This is a genomic window from Microbacterium sp. CSI-V (genome assembly GCF_001984105.1).
Classification (GTDB): Bacteria; Actinomycetota; Actinomycetes; order Actinomycetales; family Microbacteriaceae; genus Microbacterium.
In genome coordinates this window covers 496,004-517,581 of the sequence record NZ_MTQM01000008.1, presented here as the reverse complement: position 1 = coordinate 517,581, position 21,578 = coordinate 496,004, and the positions used below count along the sequence as shown (strand labels likewise).

Annotated in this window: 24 protein-coding genes and 1 tRNA gene; 13 read left to right on the top strand and 12 right to left on the bottom strand. The window is 69.8% G+C overall.

Translation table 11 applies throughout. The features are described from left to right. Nucleotides 1–11: 11 nt before the first annotated feature. Together CSIV_RS09015 and CSIV_RS09010 are read left to right on the top strand one after the other, a co-directional pair. The gene (locus CSIV_RS09015; protein ID WP_077051047.1) at nt 12–1,439 is read left to right on the top strand and encodes a GntP family transporter; all 1,428 of its coding nucleotides are present in this window, start codon (nt 12–14) and stop codon (nt 1,437–1,439) included. A 110-nt stretch (nt 1,440–1,549) separates the two neighbouring features. After that, nucleotides 1,550–1,972, top strand: coding sequence for an NUDIX hydrolase (locus CSIV_RS09010; RefSeq protein ID WP_077051046.1), 423 nt, complete (start codon nt 1,550–1,552; stop codon nt 1,970–1,972). Between the two features lie 7 nt (nt 1,973–1,979). Here CSIV_RS09010 and CSIV_RS09005 read toward each other — a convergent pair whose 3' ends face one another. After that, the gene (locus CSIV_RS09005) at nt 1,980–2,453 is read right to left on the bottom strand and encodes an aminoacyl-tRNA deacylase (RefSeq protein WP_077051045.1); all 474 of its coding nucleotides are present in this window, start codon (nt 2,451–2,453) and stop codon (nt 1,980–1,982) included. Next, nucleotides 2,450–3,022, bottom strand: coding sequence for a DNA helicase (locus tag CSIV_RS09000; protein ID WP_077051044.1), 573 nt, complete (start codon nt 3,020–3,022; stop codon nt 2,450–2,452). The genes CSIV_RS09005 and CSIV_RS09000 overlap by 4 nt, the downstream gene beginning before the upstream one ends. 100 nt (nt 3,023–3,122) lie before the next feature. Between CSIV_RS09000 and CSIV_RS08995 the strand changes: the two genes are divergently transcribed. Together CSIV_RS08995 and CSIV_RS08990 are read left to right on the top strand one after the other, a co-directional pair. Further along, entirely contained in the window at nt 3,123–3,680 is a 558-nt protein-coding gene (locus CSIV_RS08995) for a peptidylprolyl isomerase (protein WP_077051043.1), read from the top strand. A gap of 16 nt (nt 3,681–3,696) precedes the next feature. Then, nucleotides 3,697–4,626, top strand: coding sequence for a rhomboid family intramembrane serine protease (locus tag CSIV_RS08990; protein ID WP_077051042.1), 930 nt, complete (start codon nt 3,697–3,699; stop codon nt 4,624–4,626). A 62-nt stretch (nt 4,627–4,688) separates the two neighbouring features. Here CSIV_RS08990 and CSIV_RS08985 read toward each other — a convergent pair whose 3' ends face one another. After that, nucleotides 4,689–4,928 carry a cell division protein CrgA gene (locus tag CSIV_RS08985; protein WP_076492674.1) on the bottom strand — a complete coding sequence of 80 codons (240 nt, stop codon included), beginning with the start codon at nt 4,926–4,928 and terminating at the stop codon, nt 4,689–4,691. A gap of 54 nt (nt 4,929–4,982) precedes the next feature. Here CSIV_RS08985 and CSIV_RS08980 point away from each other — a divergent pair, with 54 nt between their 5' ends. The 3 genes from CSIV_RS08980 to CSIV_RS08975 are packed head-to-tail and all read left to right on the top strand — an operon-like array spanning nt 4,983 to nt 6,549. Beyond that, nucleotides 4,983–5,756: a class E sortase gene (locus tag CSIV_RS08980; protein WP_077051041.1), complete on the top strand. Its 774-nt coding sequence runs from the start codon at nt 4,983–4,985 to the stop codon at nt 5,754–5,756. Then, on the top strand, nt 5,756–5,911 hold the full coding sequence (locus CSIV_RS18370; RefSeq protein WP_175627587.1) for a hypothetical protein: 156 nt from the start codon (nt 5,756–5,758) through the stop codon (nt 5,909–5,911). The genes CSIV_RS08980 and CSIV_RS18370 overlap by 1 nt, the downstream gene beginning before the upstream one ends. Then, nucleotides 5,908–6,549 carry an anthranilate synthase component II gene (locus tag CSIV_RS08975; RefSeq protein ID WP_077051040.1) on the top strand — a complete coding sequence of 214 codons (642 nt, stop codon included), beginning with the start codon at nt 5,908–5,910 and terminating at the stop codon, nt 6,547–6,549. Before CSIV_RS18370 ends, CSIV_RS08975 begins: the two co-directional genes overlap by 4 nt. Here CSIV_RS08975 and pknB read toward each other — a convergent pair. Genes pknB through CSIV_RS08940 form a run of 7 tightly spaced genes read right to left on the bottom strand, consistent with a single transcriptional unit; the run spans nt 6,531 to nt 15,444 of the window. After that, complete coding sequence (gene pknB, locus CSIV_RS08970; RefSeq protein WP_077051039.1) at nt 6,531–8,231, bottom strand: Stk1 family PASTA domain-containing Ser/Thr kinase; 1,701 nt, start codon at nt 8,229–8,231, stop codon at nt 6,531–6,533. The two genes, CSIV_RS08975 and pknB, sit on opposite strands and share 19 nt — an antisense overlap. A gap of 39 nt (nt 8,232–8,270) precedes the next feature. Then, nucleotides 8,271–10,016, bottom strand: coding sequence for a serine/threonine-protein kinase (locus CSIV_RS08965; protein WP_077051038.1), 1,746 nt, complete (start codon nt 10,014–10,016; stop codon nt 8,271–8,273). Further along, nucleotides 10,013–11,476 (bottom strand): peptidoglycan D,D-transpeptidase FtsI family protein, encoded by a 1,464-nt coding sequence (locus tag CSIV_RS08960; protein ID WP_077051037.1) that lies wholly within the window; start codon nt 11,474–11,476, stop codon nt 10,013–10,015. Before CSIV_RS08960 ends, CSIV_RS08965 begins: the two co-directional genes overlap by 4 nt. A gap of 46 nt (nt 11,477–11,522) precedes the next feature. Next, nucleotides 11,523–12,923, bottom strand: coding sequence for an FtsW/RodA/SpoVE family cell cycle protein (locus tag CSIV_RS08955; protein WP_077051036.1), 1,401 nt, complete (start codon nt 12,921–12,923; stop codon nt 11,523–11,525). Further along, nucleotides 12,920–14,158 carry a PP2C family protein-serine/threonine phosphatase gene (locus tag CSIV_RS08950; protein WP_077051035.1) on the bottom strand — a complete coding sequence of 413 codons (1,239 nt, stop codon included), beginning with the start codon at nt 14,156–14,158 and terminating at the stop codon, nt 12,920–12,922. The genes CSIV_RS08955 and CSIV_RS08950 overlap by 4 nt, the downstream gene beginning before the upstream one ends. A 9-nt stretch (nt 14,159–14,167) precedes the next feature. Beyond that, the gene (locus CSIV_RS08945; protein WP_077051034.1) at nt 14,168–14,710 is read right to left on the bottom strand and encodes an FHA domain-containing protein FhaB/FipA; all 543 of its coding nucleotides are present in this window, start codon (nt 14,708–14,710) and stop codon (nt 14,168–14,170) included. Then, nucleotides 14,707–15,444 (bottom strand): FhaA domain-containing protein, encoded by a 738-nt coding sequence (locus CSIV_RS08940; RefSeq protein ID WP_077051033.1) that lies wholly within the window; start codon nt 15,442–15,444, stop codon nt 14,707–14,709. The genes CSIV_RS08945 and CSIV_RS08940 overlap by 4 nt, the downstream gene beginning before the upstream one ends. A 153-nt stretch (nt 15,445–15,597) precedes the next feature. Here CSIV_RS08940 and CSIV_RS08935 point away from each other — a divergent pair. Further along, nucleotides 15,598–15,681, top strand: a tRNA-Leu gene (locus CSIV_RS08935). A 72-nt stretch (nt 15,682–15,753) separates the two neighbouring features. On the opposite strand, the gene CSIV_RS08930 is transcribed toward CSIV_RS08935, so the two are convergent. Together CSIV_RS08930 and CSIV_RS08925 are read right to left on the bottom strand one after the other, a co-directional pair. Further along, nucleotides 15,754–16,146: a type II toxin-antitoxin system VapC family toxin gene (locus CSIV_RS08930; protein WP_077051032.1), complete on the bottom strand. Its 393-nt coding sequence runs from the start codon at nt 16,144–16,146 to the stop codon at nt 15,754–15,756. After that, nucleotides 16,143–16,406: a hypothetical protein gene (locus CSIV_RS08925; protein WP_077051031.1), complete on the bottom strand. Its 264-nt coding sequence runs from the start codon at nt 16,404–16,406 to the stop codon at nt 16,143–16,145. Before CSIV_RS08925 ends, CSIV_RS08930 begins: the two co-directional genes overlap by 4 nt. Before the next feature lie 188 nt (nt 16,407–16,594). Here CSIV_RS08925 and CSIV_RS08920 point away from each other — a divergent pair, with 188 nt between their 5' ends. From CSIV_RS08920 to CSIV_RS08900, 5 genes are all read left to right on the top strand, one after another. Next, complete coding sequence (locus CSIV_RS08920; RefSeq protein ID WP_077051030.1) at nt 16,595–17,899, top strand: sensor histidine kinase; 1,305 nt, start codon at nt 16,595–16,597, stop codon at nt 17,897–17,899. Nucleotide 17,900: 1 nt separating this feature from the next. After that, the gene (locus CSIV_RS08915) at nt 17,901–18,584 is read left to right on the top strand and encodes a response regulator (protein ID WP_077051029.1); all 684 of its coding nucleotides are present in this window, start codon (nt 17,901–17,903) and stop codon (nt 18,582–18,584) included. Between the two features lie 408 nt (nt 18,585–18,992). Beyond that, on the top strand, nt 18,993–19,739 hold the full coding sequence (locus tag CSIV_RS08910; protein WP_077051028.1) for a 3-oxoacid CoA-transferase subunit A: 747 nt from the start codon (nt 18,993–18,995) through the stop codon (nt 19,737–19,739). Continuing rightward, nucleotides 19,736–20,383: a 3-oxoacid CoA-transferase subunit B gene (locus CSIV_RS08905; protein ID WP_077051027.1), complete on the top strand. Its 648-nt coding sequence runs from the start codon at nt 19,736–19,738 to the stop codon at nt 20,381–20,383. The genes CSIV_RS08910 and CSIV_RS08905 overlap by 4 nt, the downstream gene beginning before the upstream one ends. 1 nt (nt 20,384) lies before the next feature. After that, complete coding sequence (locus CSIV_RS08900) at nt 20,385–21,560, top strand: thiolase family protein (protein WP_077051026.1); 1,176 nt, start codon at nt 20,385–20,387, stop codon at nt 21,558–21,560. The last annotated feature ends 18 nt before the right edge of the window (nt 21,561–21,578 follow it).

Here is a 21,578-nt window from a genome sequence, read left to right as displayed (position 1 = left end):
AGACCCGCGAAATGACCACACCCGTCCTGCTGGCCATCGGAGTCGGAGGCATCCTCCTCCTGCTCTTCCTCATCATCAAGCTCAAACTCAACGCCTTCCTCGCGCTCCTGATCGTCAGCATCCTGGTCGGGCTGGCGGCGGGTCTGCCGCTCGCGACGATCCCGGCGACCGACACCGATCCGGAGCGGCTGGGCATCGTGCCCGCGATCGTCGCCGGACTCGGAAGCACCCTGGGTTCCATCGCCATCCTCATCACGCTCGGCGCGATGCTCGGCCGCATCATCGAGCTCTCGGGCGGAGCGGCGAGCCTCGCCGGCCGGTTCACCGAGATCCTCGGGCCCCGCCGTGTCGGTGCTGCCCTCACGGGTGCCGCCCTCGTCCTGGCCATCCCGGTGTTCTTCGACGTCGGATTCATCATCCTGGTGCCGATCGTCTACGGCTTCGCCCAGGCGGCCGGTCTCAAGCCGGTCCGCTTCGGCCTACCGGTCGCGGGGATCATGCTCGCCGTGCACGTGTCGGTGCCGCCCCACCCCGGCGTCGTGGGCGGCGCGGCACTCCTGGGCGCCGACATCGGCTGGCTCACCATCGTCGGCATCGTCATGGCGATCCCGCTGGCCTTCGTCAGTCACCTGCTGGCCGGCCGGCTCACCCGGCGCGACATCGACATGCTCCCGTCGACGCGCGAGATGTTCGAGCAGTCCGGCCGCGGGGGCGTGCAGAGCACCGTCACGGGAACGATCACCTCCACCGTCGCGCCGCCCTCCGCCGGAATGATCCTGACCCTCATCGTCACGCCGCTCGTTCTGATCGGCATCGGTACGACCGCCGCGACCCTCCTCCCCGCCGGCGACCCCGTCCGCAACGTCGCGCAGTTCATCGGCGCCCCGCTGTTCGCGCTGCTGATCACGGTGCTTCTGGCGATCTACTTCCTGGGCGTGCGTCGCAAGTGGGGACGCGACAAGATCAGCGACGTCCTCGAGTCGGCTCTGCCCCCCACGGCGGCGATCATCCTCGTCAGCGGGGCGGGCGGCGCCTTCGCGCGGGTCCTCACCGAGAGCGGGATCGGTTCGGCACTGTCGTCGACGCTCCTCGCCACCGGACTTCCGATCCTCGTGCTCGCGTTCGTGGTGTCCCTGGCGCTGCGAGCGGCTCAGGGATCGGCCACCGTCGCGATCCTCACCACGGCCGGGCTGCTGGCCAGCACGGTCGCCGACGGCGGCTACGCGCCGCTGCAGATCGTCGCGATCACGCTGGCGATCGCGTTCGGCGCCTTGGGTCTGTCGCACGTCAACGACTCGGGCTTCTGGGTCGTGACGCGCTACCTCGGGCTGAGCGTCAGCGACGGACTGAGGACGTGGACCGTGCTGACCACCGTCCTCGGTCTCTGCGGGTTCGCCCTGGTCGCCGCCTTCTGGGGCGTTCTGACAGCGATCGGCTGAGGAACACGGCTCGCCGGGCCCGTCCACCCTCGGGTGGGCGGGCCCTTCCGTCGGCGTCGGGAGCGTTGCGAGAGGCCGGGCGATGTCGGAGGCTTCGCTAGAGTCTGGTCATGGACATGCGGGTCGCCGCGTACGCCGTCATCACGGATGCCGACGACCGCGTCTTGCTCGCGCACTGGGTCGAAGGACGTCGCGCCGCGTGGACGCTCCCCGGCGGCGGCCTCGAGGACGGTGAGGATCCCGAACGCGCCGTGCGTCGCGAGGTGCGGGAAGAGACCGGGTTCCGGGTCGTGGTCGACAAGCTGCTCGGCATCCATTCCCGCGTGATCCCCGCCGAGCGGCGCCTGTCGGAAGGTGCCGACGGGCCGCTCCACGCCCTTCGGATCGTCTACCGGGCGCACATCGTCGGCGGCCGGCTCAGCTTCGAGGTCGATGGCTCGACCGATCGGGCGCAGTGGTTCTCGCTCCCGGCCGCGCGCAAGGTACGGCGGGTGCAGCTGGTCGACATCGCGTTCCGGATGGCGCGCCTGTGACCGCCGGTCAGTCGCGCGGTGCGGTGATGTCGGCGACCGTCGCGCCGTAGGCGCGGATGAGATCGTCCGCGTCGACGAAGAGGCTGTAGCCGTGCGCCCCGGCGCCCATGGCGATGCGTCGGCCGACGATGCTCTCGTCGGCATAGACCGGCCAGTCCGTCGTACTGCCGATCGGGACGATGGTGCCCCGCTCGTACCCCGTGGCCGCGAGGGCGAGTTCGGGTTCGGGCAGCCGCAGCTTGTTCACGCCGACGACCGCCCGCAGCTTCGGCCAGGAGATGACCCGGTCACCGGGAACGAGGGCGAACAGGAACGTGTCGTCCGACCGCTTGACCACGAGGGTCTTCACGATGTCGTCCGGATGGATGCCGAGGAGTTCCGCCGCCTCGTCGAGGGAACGGGCCGCCGGTCGCTCCCGCACATCGACAGAGAGGCCGCGCTGGTGCGCGGCCTCTCGGACCCTGATGGTGGGATCGCTCACGCGTCGGGAGCGCGCAGGGGGTCGTCGGCCACCCACAGCTCGTCGTCGGCGCGGAGGGTCTGCCAGGCGGCGTACGCGACGCCGGCAGCGGCCACGACGCCGAGGATGATGGCGATCACGCCACCGGCACCGATGCCGTCGTGCTGCTTCGGGAGCTTGGCGGCCAGCTGCTTGCTGGCCTTCTTGCCGTACTTCTCGGCGCGCTTGGCGTACTTGTGGGCGTCGAGCTCGAAACCGCGGCCCTTCGCCAGACGGTCACGGGTGTCGCCCGCGGCATCCCACACCGACATCGCTCCACCCACGACGGCGCCGGCCGTCGGGATGACCTTGTCGCTGAGGAAGCGGTTGGTGTACTTCACGCTCTTGTCGACGTACGGCGCGGCGTACTTGTCGTACCCGTCCTGCACGGTGGGAACGAGGTCTTCACGGCTGAAGCGACCGAGCTGGCGACCGGCTTCGCGGGCCACCTTTCCGCTCTCGCCCAGCAGAACCTGCTGGGACTCCCACACCTTCGCGGCGTGCTTCTGGAGCTTGCGCAGTTCCTTCTTGCTCTTGCGGCTGAGGCCCACGGCTTCATCCTCCCTGTCGATGGGATGTACGCGATTCATCTTGCCAGAACGGGGGTCCCGGTCCGCGAACCCTTGCAGATAACTCTGAGAGAATGTACCCATGGCTTCCCACACCGCCGTTGCGACCCTTCACACCAACCACGGCGACATCGTCGTCAACCTGTTCGGAGACCACGCTCCCCGGACCGTCCGGAACTTCGTCGGTCTCGCCGACGGCACCCAGGAATGGACCAACCCGGCCACGGGCGCCAAGGGCGAGGGTCCCCTGTACTCGAACGTCGTGTTCCACCGCATCATCCCCGGCTTCATGATCCAGGGCGGCGACCCGCTCGGTCAGGGCGTCGGCGGCCCCGGCTACACGTTCAACGACGAGATCCACCCCGAGCTCGACTTCGCCGCGCCCTACAAGCTGGCCATGGCCAACGCGGGTCTCCGCCGCAACGCCATCACCGGTCAGCCCGAGGGCACGAACGGCTCGCAGTTCTTCATCACCACCGACCCGACCCCGTGGCTCCAGGGCAAGCACACCATCTTCGGCGAGGTCGCCGACGACGCGTCGAAGAAGGTCGTCGACGCGATCAGCAAGGTGGCCACGGCCGCCGGCGACCGCCCCGTCGAGCCGGTCGTGCTCGAGTCGGTCGACGTCGTCGCCGTCTGACCTTCGGCGGCGGCGGGTGTCTACGACCGAGGAGTTCCGTCGCAACAGCGACAACTTCTGCTACCGGCATCCCGACCGGCAGAGCTTCGTGCTCTGTCAGCGGTGTCTGCGCACGGTATGCCCCGAGTGTCGGACCCCCGCCGCCGTCGGCGTCATCTGCCCGGAGTGCATGGCCCAGCAGCGGGCCACCGAGACTCCGGCGCAGAAGAAGGCGCAGCGCCGCTGGTCGCGTTCGGCACCGATGGCCGCGGTCGCGAGCGGCAGGCCCGTGGCGACGCTGACGATCATCGCGATCACCGGGCTGGCCTACGTGATCGGCCTCGTCCCCGGAGTCGGCGGCATCATCAGCAACGCGTTGGCGTTCTACCCCCCGTTCCTCGTCCCGCAGTTCGGACCGATCGAGCCCTGGCGCCTGTTCACCGCCGCTCTCGTTCACTCCGGGCCCCTCCACATCGGCCTCAACATGCTGGCGCTGTGGTTCATCGGCCGCAACCTCGAACCGTTGCTCGGCCGCTGGCGGTTCGTCGTGCTGTACCTGCTCGGTGCACTCGGCGGCTCGGTCGCCGTGGCGCTCCTCGCCCCCACCACGATCGTCGTCGGTGCCTCCGGGGCGATCTTCGCCCTCTTCGGTGCGCTCCTGGTCATCGGTCGGCACATCGGCGCCGACATCCGCGTCATCGCGGTGCTCATCGGCATCAACTTCGCGTGGCCGTTCGTGGTGGCCTTCATCTCGTCGCTGACCACCGGCGACTTCGGTGCGGCACTGGCCAACGTCGGTGTCTCGTGGCAGGCGCACCTCGGAGGGCTCGTCGTCGGTGCCCTCGTCGGATGGATCTACGCGCGCACGCGGCTGCTCCGCCAGCGCCCCGTTCAGATCGGGCTGCTGATCGCCCTCACGATCGTGCTGTTCGGGCTGCTCGTGATCCCCGTCGTGGTCTACTACTGAGAGTTATCCACAGGCTCATCCACAGGTGGGGATGAATTACACGCGTGTAAGTCGCGCGGGAGTCAGCGCCAGCGCGTCGTCATCAGGAAGCCGACGAAGGCGATCCCGAAACCGATCACGAGGTTCCACGCGCCGATGCCCGGCACGGGGAACTGCGAGTTGCTCAAGTAGAAGACGAGCACCCATACCAAGCCGACGAGCATGAGACCGATCATGATCGGGAGGAACCACACCGGGTTGGGCGTGGAACCGTTCTCGTTGCGCTCAGCGATCGGGTCTTCGCCGTTGCCAGTACGTGCCATGCGGGCCAGTCTAACGGCCAGGTCACTCTCCACCCACGGAACTAGACTCGCCTGGTGTCCACGGTCGAGCAGCCCCTCACGCGCCGCGCGTCCCGACGTCGTCCGCAACGACGGCGCCGGGTCACCGTGCTGGGCGTGATCGGGGATCTGCTGCTGACGGCCGGCGTGGTCGTGCTCCTCTTCGTCGGCTGGCAACTGTGGATCGGCGATGCGATCATCGGCGCCCAGTTCAAGAGCGAAGCCGGCGCCTTGACCGAGGAGTGGGCGGCCGCTCCGGCGACCCCGAGCCCTTCGGCCTCGCCCGATGGCTCCGGTCCCGTGGAGGCTCCCGCCCTGGCGCAGCCAGGGAACGGCGAGGTCTTCGGCGTGCTCCAGGTCCCCCGTCTCGGACCCGACTACCAGTTCAAGCTCGCCGGGGGCGTGAGTGCCTCGGTGACCCTGGACCCCATCGGGATCGGCCACTACCCCGACACCGCGATGCCCGGTCAGCAGGGCAACTTCGCCATCGCCGGCCACCGCGGCAGCCACGGTGCCCCTTTCGCCGACCTGCCGTCGCTGCGCATCGGTGACGCGGTCGTCGTCGAGACGCCCGACGGCTGGTACACCTATCGCTTCCGCAACCTCGAGTACGTCCGCCCCGACGGCGTCGAGGTGCTGCTCCCGACCCCGCAGCAGCCCGAGGTCCAGGCCACCGACAAGCTGATCACGATGACCACGTGCAGCCCGCGGTACGGCTCCACGGAACGCGCCATCGCGTACGGCGTCTTCGAGTCCTTCACCCCCCGCGCCGACGGACCGCCCGCGTCGCTGACCACCGGAGCCGCCTGATGTACGGAGCCCTCTGGCGCGTGCTGCCCGGACCCTGGTGGGTCCGCCTGCTCGTCGTCCTCGTGCTGGTCGCCGCCGTCCTCTACGGGCTGTTCTTCTATGCCTTCCCGTGGGTGAGCGACATCCTCTATCCACAGGAGGTCACGGTCGAGTGAGCTTCCACGTCGTCGTCGTGGACAACCGCGACAGCTTCGTGCACACACTCGCCGGCTACGTCGCGGATCTCGGTGCTCGCGTGACGATGCACCCGGCCACCGCCCCCGGCGTCGTCGCCGCGGTCGCGGCCTCGGACGCCGTGCTCGTCTCCCCCGGGCCGGGGCATCCCGTCGACGCCGGCGCGTCGATCGACGTCGTGCGCGCGGCCCACGCCGACGGCATCCCCCTCCTCGGGGTGTGTCTGGGACATCAGGCCCTCGCGGTGGCCTTCGGAGCGGAAGTGACCAGAGCGCCCGAACTGCTCCACGGGATCACCAGTTCCGTGCACCATGACGGCCTCGGCGTGTTCGCGGACCTGCCCGACGGGTTCCGGGCCACGCGCTACCATTCGCTCGCCGTGGACCCCGCCACCGTGCCGGATGATCTCGTCGTCACCGCCCGCAGCGAGACCGGCGTCATCATGGGTCTCGCCCACCGGGACGCGCCACTGACCGGCGTGCAGTTCCACCCCGAGAGCATCCTCACCGAGGGCGGCCACGCTCTGCTCGGCCGCTGGCTCGAGGATGCCGGACTCCGAGGCGCGGCTGAGCGCGGGCGGAGCCTGCACCCTCGACGGGGTCAGGGGCCGGTGCAGTAGGTCAGAGTGATCTCGCTGTGTACCGGCACCTCGCCGGGCGCGAGCGACTGCGTCTTGACCAGCGACGGGGTCGTGGCCGGGCAGCCGGCATCCTCTTGCGTGCTCACGGTCAGCTGCTTGTCGTCCGACTCCAGCTCGCGCTTGGCGACGTCGACGGGGTAGCCCTCGTAGTTGACGATGACGACCGTACCGCTGGCGACGACGAGGTTGACGGTGGTGCCCTTGGCGACCTCGGTTCCGGATGCCACGCTCGCCGTCATCACGACGCCCGCGGCGAGGGCCGGATCGGGTTTGCGCTGCACCAGGCCGAGGGACAGGCCGGCGGACTCGAGCGCAGCGCGGGCCTCGGTCTCGGTGATCCCCTCGAGCGTCGGGACCTTCGCGGTGTCGGCACCCGAGGAGACGTAGACGGACACCTCCTGGCCCGCGGCGACCGACGTGTCGGCGCCCGGGGTCGTGCGCACCACGCTGCCGGCCGCGATGCTGGCATCGGCGACGTCGATGCGCTTGGCGGAGAGGTCTTCCTTCTCGAGCGCCTGGACCGCGTCGTCGTAGGTCATGTCGACGACGTTCGGGACCGTGCGACCGGCCGAGGGCACGTCCGTCGACGGCTGGATCTGGATGACCCAGAGCAGAACCGAGATCAGGAGGACGGCGAGGATGGCGACTCCGGCCCAGATCCACGCGACCGGCGGACCGGGCTGCGTGCGGCGCATCGTGGTGTCGGTGCTGAGCTGACGGAGCGACCGCGCGGTCTCCGCCGCCTGACGCGGGTTCGGGCCGTACAGCTCGTTCGACAGCGCCGACATCTGACGCTTCGTGGGTTCCTTGCCCTCGACCGTGGCATCCAGGTCTTCGCGGAAGCCGGCGGCGTCCTGCGGGCGCTGGAACGGGTCTTTCGCGAGGGCGCGGAGGACGACCGCGTCGAGCGCGCGGGGGACCGTGTCGTTGATCTCGCTGGGAGGGAGGGGCGCCTCGCTCACGTGCTGGTACGCCACGGCGACCGGGGTGTCGCCCCGGAACGGGGGACGGCCGGTGAGGAGCTCGTAGAGCACGACACCGGTGGAGTACAGGTCGGCGCGTGCGTCGACCGACTCGCCCTTCGCCTGCTCCGGGGAGAAGTACGCCGCGGTGCCCACGATCGCCGTGGTCTCGGCGACCGTGGAGGAGGAGTCGGACACCGCGCGGGCGATTCCGAAGTCCATGACCTTGATGCGACCGGAATCGGTGATCATCACGTTGCCGGGCTTGATGTCGCGGTGCACGACACCGGCACGGTGGGAGTACTCGAGGGCCTCCAGGATGCCGTCGACATAGCGCAACGCGTCGTCGATGGGCACCGGGCCCGCCGCGACGACGTCTTTCAGGAGGCGCCCGTGGACCAGCTCCATGACGATGTACGGAACGGGACGTTCGTGCCCGTCGGCTCCCACCTCGACGTCCTCGCCCGCATCGAACACCCGCACGATCGTCGGGTGCGCCATGCGCGACGCAGCCTGGGCCTCGAGACGGAACCGCGTGCGGAACGCGGCGTCGCCGGCGAGGTCGGCCTTGAGGATCTTGATCGCCACCGTGCGCCCGAGCGTCTGGTCGTAGCCGCGGTAGACGCTGGCCATACCGCCACGACCGATGAGGTCGTCGACGCGGTAGCGTCCGGAGAGGACGCGCGTCTCAGTGGTCACGGGGGAACTCCTGGCGTGGTGGGGGATCGGTTTCGCGGGTCAGCGGCTGGCGCTGGGGTTCGGCGTGGGCGTGCTGGCGCCCGTGATCGCCGCGGTCGCCTCGCCGGACGAGACGGTCCGGTCGGTGCCGGAGCAGCTCACCGTGTACGTCACCTTCAGCGTCTGCCCGGGCGAGTTGCTGACCTGGAGCTGCGCGCTGCGTGCATCGGGCGCGAACGACGACGTCGACTGACCGTTCTGGAACGTGCCCTGGGTCGCGGTGAAGTTGTACGACGCGACGTTTCCGGTGCCGGACGGGCAGGTGTACGCCTGCCAGGTGACCTCGACGGTGCCGCCGGCCGTGGCCTGGCTCGGCTCGATGGTCGGCGTGGCCGGCGTGGGAAGTTGCGTCTGCTCGCCGAACACGCGCAGAGTGATGACCGTTCCCGCGGGGACGCGACCGGTGGGGGTCACGGTGTCGACGGTGCCGACCTGCTCGGGCGAGGTCGCGGCATTGCCGGTCTCGCAGTTGGCGCCGAGGTCGGCGTCGCCGAGGATCGCGCTGGCCTCGTCGCACGTCTTGCCCGGCAGGCCGAGCGCGTTGACGTCGATGAGCTGCGAGGACTGCGTCGGGGTCGACGACGGGGTCGAGGCACTGCGCGAGGGCGTCGCCGAGCCGGACGTCGACGGGGACGGGTCGGGATCGGCCGAGTTCTGGTTGCTGAGCACCGCGAACAGCGTGCCGCCCAGAACGAGCAGCAGCAGCGCGATGAGCGCGACCAACGGCCACGTCCACGGGCTGCGCTTCTTCTTCTGCGGGCGGGCGTCCTCTTCCGTGTGCTCCTCGGAGAGGAGCGACGTCGCGGCGGGTGCGGGCAGCAGGCGCGTCGCGGCGGAGGTCTGCCCCGCGGTGAGCAGCTGCGTGGCCTCGTCGGCGACCGCGACACCCGCGGCGATCGCGGGGACGGCACCGGCGGCCGCGGCCAGGTCTCCGCGACGAAGCGCCGTCGCCGCGCGCGACACGGCAGCGGCCGAGGCCGGGCGGTCGTCGGGCTTCTTCGCGATCATCGCCATCACGAGGTTCTGCACCGGGACGGCGACGGTGGGGGGCAGCGGCGCGGGCTGCTCGTTGATCTGCGCCATGGCGATCGCGACCTGCGACTCGCCCGTGAACGGACGCTTGCCCGCGAGGGACTCGTACGCGACGATTCCGAGCGAGTAGATGTCGGTCGCGGGGGATGCCGGGTGGCCGGACGCCTGCTCGGGCGACAGGTACTGCACCGTTCCCATGACCTGACCGGTCGCGGTGAGCGGCACCTGGTCGGCGATGCGGGCAATGCCGAAGTCGGTGATCTTCACCCGACCGTCGGGCGTGATCAGCAGGTTGCCGGGCTTGATGTCGCGGTGGACGAGGCCGGCGGCGTGCGCGGCCTGCAGGGCCGCCGCCGTCTGCGCCACGATGTCGAGGGTCTTGTCGGTGGACAGCGACCCCTCGCGTTCGAGGATCGTGGAGAGCGCCTCGCCGGGCACGAGCTCCATCACGAGGAAGGCGCTGCCGTCCTCCTCGCCGTAGTCGAACACGCTCGCGATGCCCTCGTGGTTGACGAGTGCGGCGTGGCGCGCCTCGGCGCGGAAGCGCTCGAGGAAGCCGGGGTCGCCCATGTACTCGTCTTTGAGGATCTTGATCGCGACGGTACGTCCGATGACGTGGTCCGTCGCTTCCCAGACCTCGCCCATCCCGCCGATCGCGATCCGCGAATCCAGCTCGTAGCGTCCTCCGAAGGTCACTCCTTGCGTCGGTCTCATTTGCCCAGCACCGCCTCCATGACCTTCTTCGCTATCGGGGCGGCGATCTCGTTGCCGCTCCCGCTCTGACCCTGGCCCCCGCCGTTCTCCACCACGACAGCGACAGCGACCTTCGGGTCGTCCGCCGGGGCGAATCCGGTGAACCAGAGAGTGTAGGGACGAGTGTCGTTCTCTGCGGTGCCGGTCTTACCCGCCACCTCGACCCCGTCTATTCTTGCATTCGACGCCGCGCCGTCCTGGACGTTCGCCTTCATCATCGTGACCATCTGGGCCGCGAGGTTGGAGTCCAGTGCGCGGCCGTACTCGCTGCTGGAGCCCTCGGTGCTCGAAAGGTCCGTTCGGATCACGCGGTCGATCATGCGCGGGTTCATGACGACGCCGTCGTTCGCGATGCCGGCCGACACCATCGCCATCTGCAGCGGAGTGGCGCGCACCTGCCCCTGGCCGAAGCCGCTGAGCGCCGTCTGAGGCGCGTCGAGGTTCGAGGGGTAGGTCGAGGGTGTGGATGCGAAGGTCGAGTCCGGGACCATCGCGAACGAGGAGTTGAAGCCGTACTTCTCGGCCTCGGCGCGGATCGCGTCGTCGCCGAGCTCGACGGCGAGCTCCGCCATCGGGATGTTGCAGCTCAGGCGCAGAGCCGTCGCGATCGTGACCGTGTCGCCGTCGCCGCACGCTCCGCCACCGGCGTTGCTCACGACGCTCGAGGACTGGGGCAGCGTGTACGAGGAGACGTTAGGGAACGTCGAGTCGGGGGTGTAGCGGCCGGATGCGAGCGCCGCCGAGGCCACGACGAGCTTGAAGGTCGAGCCGGGCGGGTTGAGGTCGCCCTCGATCGCCCGATTGTCGAGCGGCTTCGACGGATCGGCGGTGAGCTGGTCGTACGCGGCGTTCACCGCGTCCGCATCGTGCACAGCGAGCAGGTTGGTGTCGTAACTCGGCTTGGACACCATGGCCAGGATCCGGCCCGTGGACGGCTCGATCGCGACGACGGCGCCCTGCTGGTCGCCGAGGGCGTCCCAGGCGGCGCGCTGGACGTCGGCATCCAGGGAGAGTTCGACGTTGGATCCGCGCTGCACCTCGCCCGTCACGGTGCGTTCGATCCGGCTGAAGAAGTCGTTCTCGTCGGAACCGCTGAGCACGGCGTTCTCGGCGGACTCGATCCGGGTCCGCGCGTCGAGGACGGGGTTCATGTAGCCGGTGACGGGCGCCCACATGTCGGCATCCACGTACTGACGTTGCCAGCTGTAGACGTCCTCGGAGGGGACGGACGAGGCGATCGCCGTTCCGCTGACGATGATCGAGCCGCGCTGGATCTCGTAGGAGTCGTACAGCGCACGCCGGTTGCCGGCGGTGTTCGCGAGGTTGGCCGCCTGGCCGACCTGGATGACGCTGATCGACACGAACAGCGCGAGGAACATCGCCAGCATGACGATGCTGAGGCGTCGGAGTTCTTTGGTCACGGTGCCTCCTCCAGGGTGCGGGTGCGGACGGACGGGACGGTGCTCATCAGCCGATCACCACCCGGGGACGGCTGCGGACGGCATCCGAGATGCGGAGGAGGAACGCGACGATGATCCAGTTCGCGACGAGGGACGAACCACCCGCCGCGAGGAATGGCGTCGTGAGGCCGGTGAGCGGGATGACCCGGGTCACACCGCCGACCATGATGAACACCTGCAGCGCGATCGTGAACGAGAAGCCCGTGGCGAGGAGCTTCCCGAAGTCGTCCTGTCCGGCGAGACCGACCCGGATGCCGCGGCTCGCGAACACCATGTAGAGCGCGAGGATCGCGAACAGGCCCACGAGACCCAGCTCCTCGCCGAGGCTCGGCACGATGTAGTCGCTCTGCGACAGCGGCGTGATGTACGGGCGGCCCTGACCGAGTCCCGTGCCGAAGAGACCGCCGTGGGCGAGGCCGAAGATGCCCTGGGTCAGCTGGTAGCTGCCGCCGTCGGCATCGATGACCTCGGGGTTGAAGGCGTCGAGCCAGTTCGTGAAGCGGCCGTTGACGTACGGCAGGACGCGGGATGCCAGGAACGCCCCGGTCGCGGCCAGGACGACACCGATCAGGACCCAGCTGGTCTTGCCGGTGGCGACGTAGAGCATCGCGACGAACATCCCGAAGATCAGCAGGCCCGTGCCGAGGTCGCGCTGGAGCACGATGATGCCGAGCGAGACGAGCCAGATGATCAGCAGCGGACCCAGCTCGCGCGCGCGCGGCCACGTCATGAACAGGAAGCGCGTCCCCGTGGAGGTGAGGCTCTCGCGGGTGCGGACGAGGTAGCCGGCGAAGAAGATCGCCAACGCGATCTTGGCGAGCTCGCCCGGCTGGAAGGACACGAACCCGAGCGAGACCCACACGTCCGCGTTCTGCTCGGTGCCCAGGCCCGGGACGAAGGGGAGCAGGAGCAGCAGGATGCCGATGAGGCCCGAGAGGTACGTGTACCGGAACAGGACGCGGTAGTTGCGCACGAAGACGACCACGAGCAGGGCCGCGACCAGGGCGATCGCCGCCCAGGCGATCTGGCGGATGGCCGTGGCATCCCACCCCTTCAGACCGACCGCGAGGTCGATCCGGTAGATCATCGCGATCCCGAGGCCCGTGAGGACCGTCGCGATGGGGAGCACGAACGGGTCGGCGTCCCGGGCGCGCAGGCGCAGCACGACGTGGAGGACGAGCGCGAGCAGGGCGGGGATGCCGGCGAGCATCAGGTAGCCCGACTCGATCGCGCCGTTCACCCCGAGCTGCACCAGCACGATCGCCGCGCCGTAGACGGCGATCGCGAACAGCAGCAGGCCGAGCTCGCGGTTGCGCTGCTTGGCGGGCGTCCGGATCTTCTTCAGCGCGCGCATGACGGCGGTGTCGGTGGACACCTCTGGCGATCGCGTCAGCTTCTGGTCGGTCATCCCGTGGCCTCCGGTTCCGGACGCAGACGATCCACGATGAGCTCGGCGTCCGAGAGGGAGCGCGCCGAGATGGTCGCCTCCACCGTCTGCCGATCGAACTCGGACAGGTCGGCGAGCACGATGTTCGTGTCCTCGTAGACGGTGGACAGCGACAGCGGCCCGATGGACTGCTGGATGCCGCGATAGATCACGACCGAGTTGTCGTCGGCGCCGACGTAGTAGCGCGTCTGCGTCCACTGGTAGCCGGCGAACAGGCCCGCACCGATCCCGGCGAGCACGAGGATGAGGGCGGCGAGCCAGCCCAGGCGCCGGCGACGGGCGCGGCGACGATCCTCCTCGATGAGTTCTTCCAGGAACTCGGCCGCGGGCTCGAAGTGCGTCGGTTCGTTCGCCGCCTGGCGCGCCGAGTGCAGCCACGTCGACCGCGCGGGCCGCACGGGCGGGACCATGACGCCGCTGGGGTTCGAGGCCGAGCCGACGATCGTGGGCGTCCCGATGAACACGGGGTGCTGACCGCCCACATCGACGATGACGACGGTGACGTTGTCGGGGGCGCCGCCGTCGAGCGCCTGCTTCAGCAGTGCGTCCGCGGTGCGGGCGGGCGGCATCCCGAGCGCGAGCGCCTTGGTCGTGTGCGCGTCGTCGACGACGCCGGAGAGACCGTCGGAGCAGAGGAGCCAGCGGTCGCCGTCCTGCGTCGGCATGATGAACGTGTCGACCTCGGGGTCGGGATCCATGTCGCCGAGCACGCGCATGAGCACCGACCGGCGCGGGTGATACCGCGCCTCTTCGGGGGTGATGCGACCCGAATCGACGAGGCGCTGCACGAAGGTGTGGTCCGTGGTGATCTGGGTGAGCGTGTCGTCGCGGTACAGGTAGACGCGCGAGTCGCCGATGTGGCCGATGACGGCGTAGTCGTCGACCATGATGACCGCGCTGACGGTCGTGCCCATGCCGGCCAGCTCCGGACGACGCGCAACCGTGTCGATCAGGGTCGTCGCGGTGTCGGCGAGGGCGTCGCGGAGGGCGTGCTCGGCCGCGGTCGTGCTGGGGAACGGCTGGTCCAGCTCGGTCAGTGCCGCGATCGCCAGGCTCGAGGCGACATCACCTCCGGCGTGACCGCCCATGCCGTCGGCGACCACGAAGAGGTTGGACCCGGCGTAGCCGGAGTCCTGATTGTTGGAGCGCACCTTGCCCGTGTGGGAGATGGCCGCGCTCGAGCCCTGGAAGACCATGGAGGCGGGTTACTTCCGCAACTCGAAGGTCGTCGCGCCCACCTTGATCGGGGCGCCCACCTTCACCTGGACCGGGGATGCCACGCGTGCCCCGTCGTGGGTGGTTCCGTTCGTGGAGTCGAGGTCCTGCAGCATCCACTGGTCGCCCCACAGCACGAGTCGTGCGTGGTGGCTGGAGGTGTAGTCGTCGCGGATGACCAGGCCCGACTCGCTCGAACGGCCGATGGTGAGGGGCTCGGTGCCGAGGGGGAGCTCGAGTCCGGCCTTGGGGCCGCTCGTGATGACGATGCGCGAGACCGACGCGGTGGTCGCGAGACCGCCGGCGGGCGCGGCGGCCGGCGGGGCGGGGCGCTTCACTTGCGTCGTCTCGGCATTCGGCGACGACGTGGGGGCGGGTGCGGCCGAAGCCGGGGCGGATGCCGCGGGCTCGGGGAGCTTCCGCACCTTCACGCCGAACAGATCGGCGCGCAGCGAATAGACGACGCCGAACACGAAGAACCACAGCAGGACGAGGAAGCCGCCCTGCAGAAGAAGAAGAGTCAGTGGACTCATGACAGGGGCCCCCGGTCCCGGACGTCGAACAGCTGCGTCGCATCGGACGGCGCCGCGCGCCGTGCGGTCTGTGCCTGCGCGACCACACGGAAGACGATAGCGGTGCGGCCGATCGAGATGGTCGAGTCCGGAGGAAGCGCGGCCTCCGAGACCTTGCGCCCGTTCAGGGTCGTTCCGTTGGTCGAGCCGAGGTCGCGGACCATCGCGCGCTCGCCGTCCCACAGGATCTCGACGTGCTTGCGGCTCGTGCCGGCGTCGGGGATCGTGATGTCGGCGTCGCTGCCGCGGCCGATGACCGTGCGGGCCTTCACGAGCGGGTGGCGGGTGCCGTTGATGTCGACGACTCCGCGCCACGACACCTGACCCTCGCTCGTGCGCGAATCCACACGAAGGGTGCCGGTCGACAGTGAGGTGTCGCGCTCGACCGAGATCGTCACCGGTCCGGCGAACGAATACCCCTGCGTGCGGGCGTGCTGCTTGACGAGGGTGTCGAGTTCGGTCACGAGGGTCGAGCCGAGGGCGCTCATCTTCTCGTCGTCCGCGGGCGACAGGCGCACCGTGAAGGCGTTCGGCGCGAGGATGCGCTCACGGCTCACGACGACGGCGTTCTTGTCGAGCTCGCTCCGCAGCGCGGAGGCGATCTCCACGGGCTGGATGCCACTGCGGAAGGTCTTCGCGAACGCACCGTTGACGGCGCGTTCGAGACCCTTCTCGAAACTGTCGAGTAGCCCCACGAGACTCCTTCAGGCAGGCAGACCAGTAGCCACATCGTAGTCAGCACGCCTGGACAGGTCATGGATGCCGGTCCCGGACACGTTTCATCGGGGGTCCGTGGCCGTGATATTCTCGGGAAGTTGAGTCTGCGGCATCCGTGGACGCAGCGACTCGCGCGAGTGGCGGAATAGGTAGACGCGCTGGCTTCAGGTGCCAGTGCCCGCAAGGGCGTGGGGGTTCAAGTCCCCCCTCGCGCACAGAACGAAGAAGGCCCCGGATTCATCCGGGGCCTTCTTCGTTGTCTGTGGGAGCGGGAGGGCTGGCGAGGGTCAGGGTGCGTCGGGCAGAGGATGCCGCAGACCGAGCGTGGCGGCGACCCCGCCCAGGCGGTCGTCCAACGTCGCCAGGGGCGCGCCGATGTGTGTCGCGGTGGCCAGGACGCAGGTGTCCGGCATCTTGAGTCCGTGTTCCGCACGCAGGCGCGCCAGAAGGAGGGGCTCGGTGGGGCCGATCGTCGTCACCTGGACTCCGAGGTTCTGCAGGTGCGACCACAACGCGGCGTCCTGGCCACGCTTCGCTGGGCCGGCGAGGGTCTCGGCGGCCGTGAGTGCGTGCATCGAGAACGGCCCGCGTTCCACGGCGAAGAAGTTCTTCGCGTTTTCGTGGTGGACGTCGCCGGGCGAGAGGAGGGCGATGATCACGCCGGCATCCAGCACGATCATTCGGGCCACTCCGTGCGAAGGTCATCGAGATAGCCCTCGGGGTAGATGCCCGCGAAGTCTGCGATCAGCGCGTCGAGGTGTCTGCGCCGACTCGCCGTCAGCGTCGGCTCCAGCGCCTCGATGGTCCGCGCGCCTTCCAAAACCAGGTGCGTCAGCAGCACGGACGGATTCTCGCCGGGCCAACGCCGACGGGCGATGCGCAACGCCTCTTCGATCTCGGGCGTATGCGTCACCTGCGTACGCGTGCGGGTTGTGGGCATGGGGGGGGGAGTGTACCACCGATACTCCGGTGCAACACCGGTGCCCTCGGCGGTCCGGGAAGCACGGAGCTCCGCGGATCCGCGCCTTCGCGGCTCGCCCCGGCGCGGACTCACCCGGGGGCCGGGAGAATGCCGCCTATGACGTACCGGCTTCACCTCACCCTCATCGCGGCTCGACGGGACCCCTCATGACGACCCGTCTGTCGGAGCCCGGGACGCTGCTCGACGAGACCGCCACCGAGGCGGTCGTCACGCCTCCGATCAGCGCCGTGGCGCGTACGCTGCGGTCCCCCGTCTTCGTCGCGGTCGTCTTCGTGGCGACGGTGGTGCAGGTCTGCAGCGATCCCGTGCTCGCGATCTTCAGTGGCACGGGCCAGTGGGACCACACTCTGCCGCCCCAGGCGGTCATCGCGTTGACGGCGTTCATCTGCCTCGCACAAGCGGTGTGCGTGTCCCGGTCGGGGACGCGACCCGAGCTCGGGATGCTGGGCGCGGTGGCGTGTTATCTCGTGGTGGCGGTCGCGCTCGGTGTGCCCACCTGGGCGACACCGATGCAGTTGGTCATCGCGATCTCGATGGCAGCGCTGGGCAGCGCGCGTCGGATCCCCGTCGCGGCGACGTGGGCGGCCGGAACCGTCGCCGTGTCCGCCGTGGCGCTCGGCGGGTGGGCGGCGAGCGTGGGGGCGCCCCCGGAGGCGGTCACCGCGTTCCTGCTCACGGAGGGGGTGTCGTTGGCATCCCTGTCCTTCGCCGGGGTGGCGCTCGGCGCTCTTTACGCCGTGCTCGAGCGGCGGGCCGAGCGCGAGCGTCGACGGGCCGCGGACATCCAAGTGCAGCAGGCCGAGGCGATCGAGGCGTCGAGGGCGGCGGAGCGGGGACGCATCGCCCAGGAACTCCATGACGTCGCCGGTCAGCACCTCGCCGGGCTGGTGTCGCTGTGCGATGCCTCGGCGGACCTGGCGCCCGCGCATCCACAGCAGGCGCTCCAACTCATCGACGAGGTGCGCGCGGAGGGCCGCTACGCCGCGGCGAGCCTCTACGGTGCGCTCGGGGATCTGCGTGCCGTCGAGGCCACGGCGCACACACCCACACCCGATCTGCGCCACGTCGAGGGGCTCGTGGAATTCTGGCGAGAGCGCGGCAAAGAGGTCTCGGCCGAGATCGAAGGCGACCCGGAGGTCCTGCCGGCGGTGGTGTCGACGACCGCCTACCGCGCCATCCAGGAGGCTCTGTCGAACGCCGCCAAGCACGCGGCCGGCGCGCCGATCGGCATCCAGGTGCGGATTCGGCCGGACCGTCTCGTCGCGGTCGTGCACAACGGTCCTCCGCGCCGGCCGCGGACGGACGAACCTGGTCTCGGGCTGGGCTGGGGGTTGGATAACCTGCGCCAGAAGCTCACTCTCGTCGACGGGACGCTCGCGGCGGGGGCCGACGGCACGGGGGGCTGGCGCGTGGAGGTGGAGATTCCGCTTCCCCGGACGATGGAGGCATGACGTGACGGAAAGCGCATCGATCAGGGTGCTCATCGCCGACGACAACCGTCCGTTCCGTCGCGGCGTGCGACTCCGACTGGAGAACGCGGACGGGATCACCGTCGTGGGCGAGGCGGCCACCGGTCGCGACGCCGTGAAAGGTGCGCTCGCCGAGCACGCGGACGTCGTGCTGATGGACCTGGAGATGCCCGAGATGAACGGCATCGACGCCACACGCACGGTCGTCGAGGAGTCGGGGGGCAGCACCCGCGTCATCGCGCTGACCAGCCACGGCGAGGACCATCTGGTGATGAGCGCTCTGAGCAGTGGGGCGTCGGGATACCTGCTCAAGACCCACGACAGCTCGCAGCTCGTCGATGCCATCCGCGCCGCGCACCGAGGTGAGGCGCTGATGTCCTCGCGGGTGACGCGCTCGGTCCTCACCGACATCGCCCGGCGCCGCATCACCGACCAGGACCGGGCCACAGCGGCATCCCTCAGCCCATCGGAGGCGCGCGTCGTCAGCCTCCTCAGCGACGGGATCACCTCGAACGAACAGCTCGCGGCGGAACTCGTCGTGTCGATCAACACCGTCCGGAGCCATGTGCAGTCGTCGATGCGGAAGACCGGCGCCGCCGACCGCACCCAACTTGCGCTGTGGGGCGTCCGGGTGCGTTCCGTGCTCGCGGCTCATCCGAATGGATGAATCCCATCACGCTTCGCCGCGGTCGCCGCGGTGAGGTGATCTCGGCGGGAAGAGGGAGGGGCGGGGGCTGCCCCCAATACAGCCCCCGCCCGCCTCGGCATCCGACCCGAGCGGATGCCGCTTGCATCGAGACCGTCGACGCGTGAGCGGATGTCCCTGCGTGCGACGGTAACCCCGGCTCTTGCCCGCCTCTCCGCGGCCTTCTCACCCCCGCCGAGTCGAGTTCCGCGGAATATCGCGGGGTTCGGCCACGAATCCGACGCACGGCCGGGTGGAGAGCGCAAAGAAAGTCATCCGAATGGACGACCGACCGCGCGTCAAACCCGACTCGGGTGGCTCTGGTGCGCTCGCGGCATCCGCGATATGCTCGCCAAACGAACAGGCGTTCGCTCAACGAACAGAGGAACCATGATCGACAAGACCGTTCCCGACGTCGCGGCGGCCGTGGCGGGCATCGCCGACGGCTCGACCGTGATGATCGGCGGATTCGGCCGTGCCGGACAGCCCGTCGAACTCATCGACGCGCTCATCGCGCACGGCGCCCGCGACCTCACCGTCGTCAACAACAACGCCGGCAACGGCGACACCGGACTCGCGGCGCTGCTCGCGGCCGGCCAGGTGCGCAAGATGATCTGCTCCTTCCCGCGGCAGAGCGACTCGCGGGTCTTCGACGGCCTGTACCGCGACGGCAGGATCGAGCTCGAACTCGTGCCGCAGGGGAACCTCGCCGAGCGCATTCGCGCGGCCGGCGCCGGAATCGGCGGCTTCTTCACGCCGACCGGGTTCGGCACCCAGCTCGCCGAGGGTAAGGAGACGCGGCGCATCGACGGCCGCGACTACGTCCTCGAGTACCCGATCCACGCCGACGTCGCGCTCGTCAGCGCCTACCGCGCCGATCGGTGGGGCAACCTCGTCTACCGCGAGACCGCGCGCAACTTCGGGCCGATCATGGCCGCCGCGGCGAGGACCACCGTGGTGCAGGTCGACGAGATCGTGCCGCTCGGCGACCTCGACCCCGAGGCCGTCGTCACGCCCGGGCTGTACGTCGACCGGGTCGTGGCCGTGGGTGAGCGCCGGTGGCTGCAGGACGGCGTCTTCGTCGGCGGCGTCGACATCGAGGGGCGCCCGCTCGCCCGGAACGGAGCGGACTCATGACCACCCGCGTCTCCCGCACCGCGCTCGCCGCGCGCGTGGCATCCGACATCCCCGAGGGAGCCGTGGTGAACCTCGGCATCGGAGCCCCGACGCTCGTGGCGGACTACCTGCCCGAGGGGCTCGAGATCGTGCTGCATACCGAGAACGGAATGTTGGGCATGGGCCCCGCGCCGGTCGAGGGATCGGTCGATCCCGACCTCATCAACGCCGGAAAGCAGCCGGTCACGGCGCTCGCCGGAGCCGCGTACTTCCACCACGCCGACTCCTTCGCCATGATGCGCGGCGGGCACCTCGACGTGTGCGTTCTGGGGGCCTTCCAGGTCTCGGCATCCGGTGATCTGGCGAACTGGTCGACCGGCGAGCCCGGGGCGATTCCGGCCGTCGGCGGGGCAATGGACCTCGCGATCGGCGCGAAGGACGTCTACGTCATGACCGACCTGCTCACCAAGCAGGGCGCCCCCAAGCTGGTCGAGGCGTGCACCTACCCGCTCACCGGCGTCGGCTGCGTCTCCCGCGTCTACACCGACCACGGCGTCTTCGACGTCACCCCCGACGGCTTCCGCGTGCGGGAACTGTTCGGCGACAACACGCACGCCGAGATCGGGGAACTGCTCGGTCTCACGCTGATCGAGCAAGGAGCCTGACATGACCGCCAGCTACGTCTACGACGCCGTCCGCACGCCCTTCGGTCGCGCCGGGGGAGCCCTGGCATCCGTTCGCCCCGACGATCTGGCCGCGCTGGTGATGAAGGCGGCGGTCGAGCGCACCGGACTCGACCCCGCCCGCATCGACGACGTCGTCTTCGGGGATGCCAACCAGGCCGGGGAGGACAACCGCAACGTCGCCCGTTTCGGCGCGCTGCTGGCCGGCTTCCCGACGTCGGTCACGGGCGCCACCGTGAACCGGCTCTGCGCGTCCTCGCTCGAGGCCGTGATCCAGGGGTCGCGCGCGATCGAGTCCGGCGACGCCGACATCGTGCTGGCCGGCGGTGTCGAATCGATGAGCCGTGCGCCGTACGTCGTGGAGAAGGCCGCGAAGCCCTTCCCGGCGGTCGGCAACGCGACCATGTGGAACACCGCGATCGGGTGGCGCATGACCAACCCCGCCCTGCCGAAGCAGTGGACGATCTCGAACGGCGAATCCGCCGAGAAGATCGCGCGCGAGTGGGGCATCACGCGGGAGGCGCAGGATGCCTTCGCCGTGCGGTCGCACCAGCGTGCGGCATCCGCGTGGGCCGCGGGCGTCTTCGACGGCGAGATCGTGGCCGTGCCCGGCGTCGCGCTCACCCGCGACGAGGGCATCCGCGACGACACCTCCGTCGAGAAGCTCTCGGGCCTGAAGGCGCTGTTCGCCGCCGACGGGCAGGGGAGCGTCACGGCCGGCAACTCGTCGCCGATCAACGACGGAGCCTCCGCCGTGCTCATCGGCGGCGAGGGAGCTCTGGATGCCGAGCCGCTCGCGCGCATCGCGGGTCGCGCGGCCCACGGTGTCGACCCCCACGTGTTCCCGATCGCCCCGATCGAGGCCGCGAACAAGGCTCTCGCACGCGCCGGGAAGACGTGGGCCGACGTCGATTTCGTCGAGCTCAACGAGGCCTTCGCGTCGCAGTCGCTCGCGTGCCTGGCCGGGTGGCCCGACCTCGACCCCGAGAAGCTCAACGTGCACGGCGGGGCGCTCGCGATCGGGCACCCGCTCGGCGCGTCCGGCGGCCGCATCATCGGCCGCGCGGCGCACGAGCTCGCGCGCCGCGGCTCGGGAGTCGCGGTCGTCGCGATCTGCATCGGCGTGGGCCAGGGCCTCGCCGTCGTGCTGGAGCGGTGAGGTCGCCCACCGACGGAT

Excerpts from the sequence above, each read along its gene's own strand:
- CSIV_RS08910 (WP_077051028.1), top strand. The coding sequence starts at position 18,993 with ATGATCGACAAGACCGTTCCCGACGTCGCGGCGGCCGTGGCGGGCATC.
- CSIV_RS08965 (WP_077051038.1), bottom strand. The coding sequence starts at position 10,016 with ATGAGACCGACGCAAGGAGTGACCTTCGGAGGACGCTACGAGCTGGAT.
- CSIV_RS08920 (WP_077051030.1), top strand. The coding sequence starts at position 16,595 with ATGACGACCCGTCTGTCGGAGCCCGGGACGCTGCTCGACGAGACCGCC.
- CSIV_RS09010 (WP_077051046.1), top strand. The coding sequence starts at position 1,550 with ATGGACATGCGGGTCGCCGCGTACGCCGTCATCACGGATGCCGACGAC.
- CSIV_RS08985 (WP_076492674.1), bottom strand. The coding sequence starts at position 4,928 with ATGGCACGTACTGGCAACGGCGAAGACCCGATCGCTGAGCGCAACGAG.
- CSIV_RS08925 (WP_077051031.1), bottom strand. The coding sequence starts at position 16,406 with ATGCCCACAACCCGCACGCGTACGCAGGTGACGCATACGCCCGAGATC.
- CSIV_RS08945 (WP_077051034.1), bottom strand. The coding sequence starts at position 14,710 with ATGAGTCCACTGACTCTTCTTCTTCTGCAGGGCGGCTTCCTCGTCCTG.
- CSIV_RS18370 (WP_175627587.1), top strand. The coding sequence starts at position 5,756 with ATGTACGGAGCCCTCTGGCGCGTGCTGCCCGGACCCTGGTGGGTCCGC.
- CSIV_RS08950 (WP_077051035.1), bottom strand. The coding sequence starts at position 14,158 with ATGGTCTTCCAGGGCTCGAGCGCGGCCATCTCCCACACGGGCAAGGTG.
- CSIV_RS08995 (WP_077051043.1), top strand. The coding sequence starts at position 3,123 with ATGGCTTCCCACACCGCCGTTGCGACCCTTCACACCAACCACGGCGAC.
- CSIV_RS08900 (WP_077051026.1), top strand. The coding sequence starts at position 20,385 with ATGACCGCCAGCTACGTCTACGACGCCGTCCGCACGCCCTTCGGTCGC.
- CSIV_RS08905 (WP_077051027.1), top strand. The coding sequence starts at position 19,736 with ATGACCACCCGCGTCTCCCGCACCGCGCTCGCCGCGCGCGTGGCATCC.
- CSIV_RS09015 (WP_077051047.1), top strand. The coding sequence starts at position 12 with ATGACCACACCCGTCCTGCTGGCCATCGGAGTCGGAGGCATCCTCCTC.
- CSIV_RS08955 (WP_077051036.1), bottom strand. The coding sequence starts at position 12,923 with ATGACCGACCAGAAGCTGACGCGATCGCCAGAGGTGTCCACCGACACC.
- CSIV_RS08930 (WP_077051032.1), bottom strand. The coding sequence starts at position 16,146 with ATGATCGTGCTGGATGCCGGCGTGATCATCGCCCTCCTCTCGCCCGGC.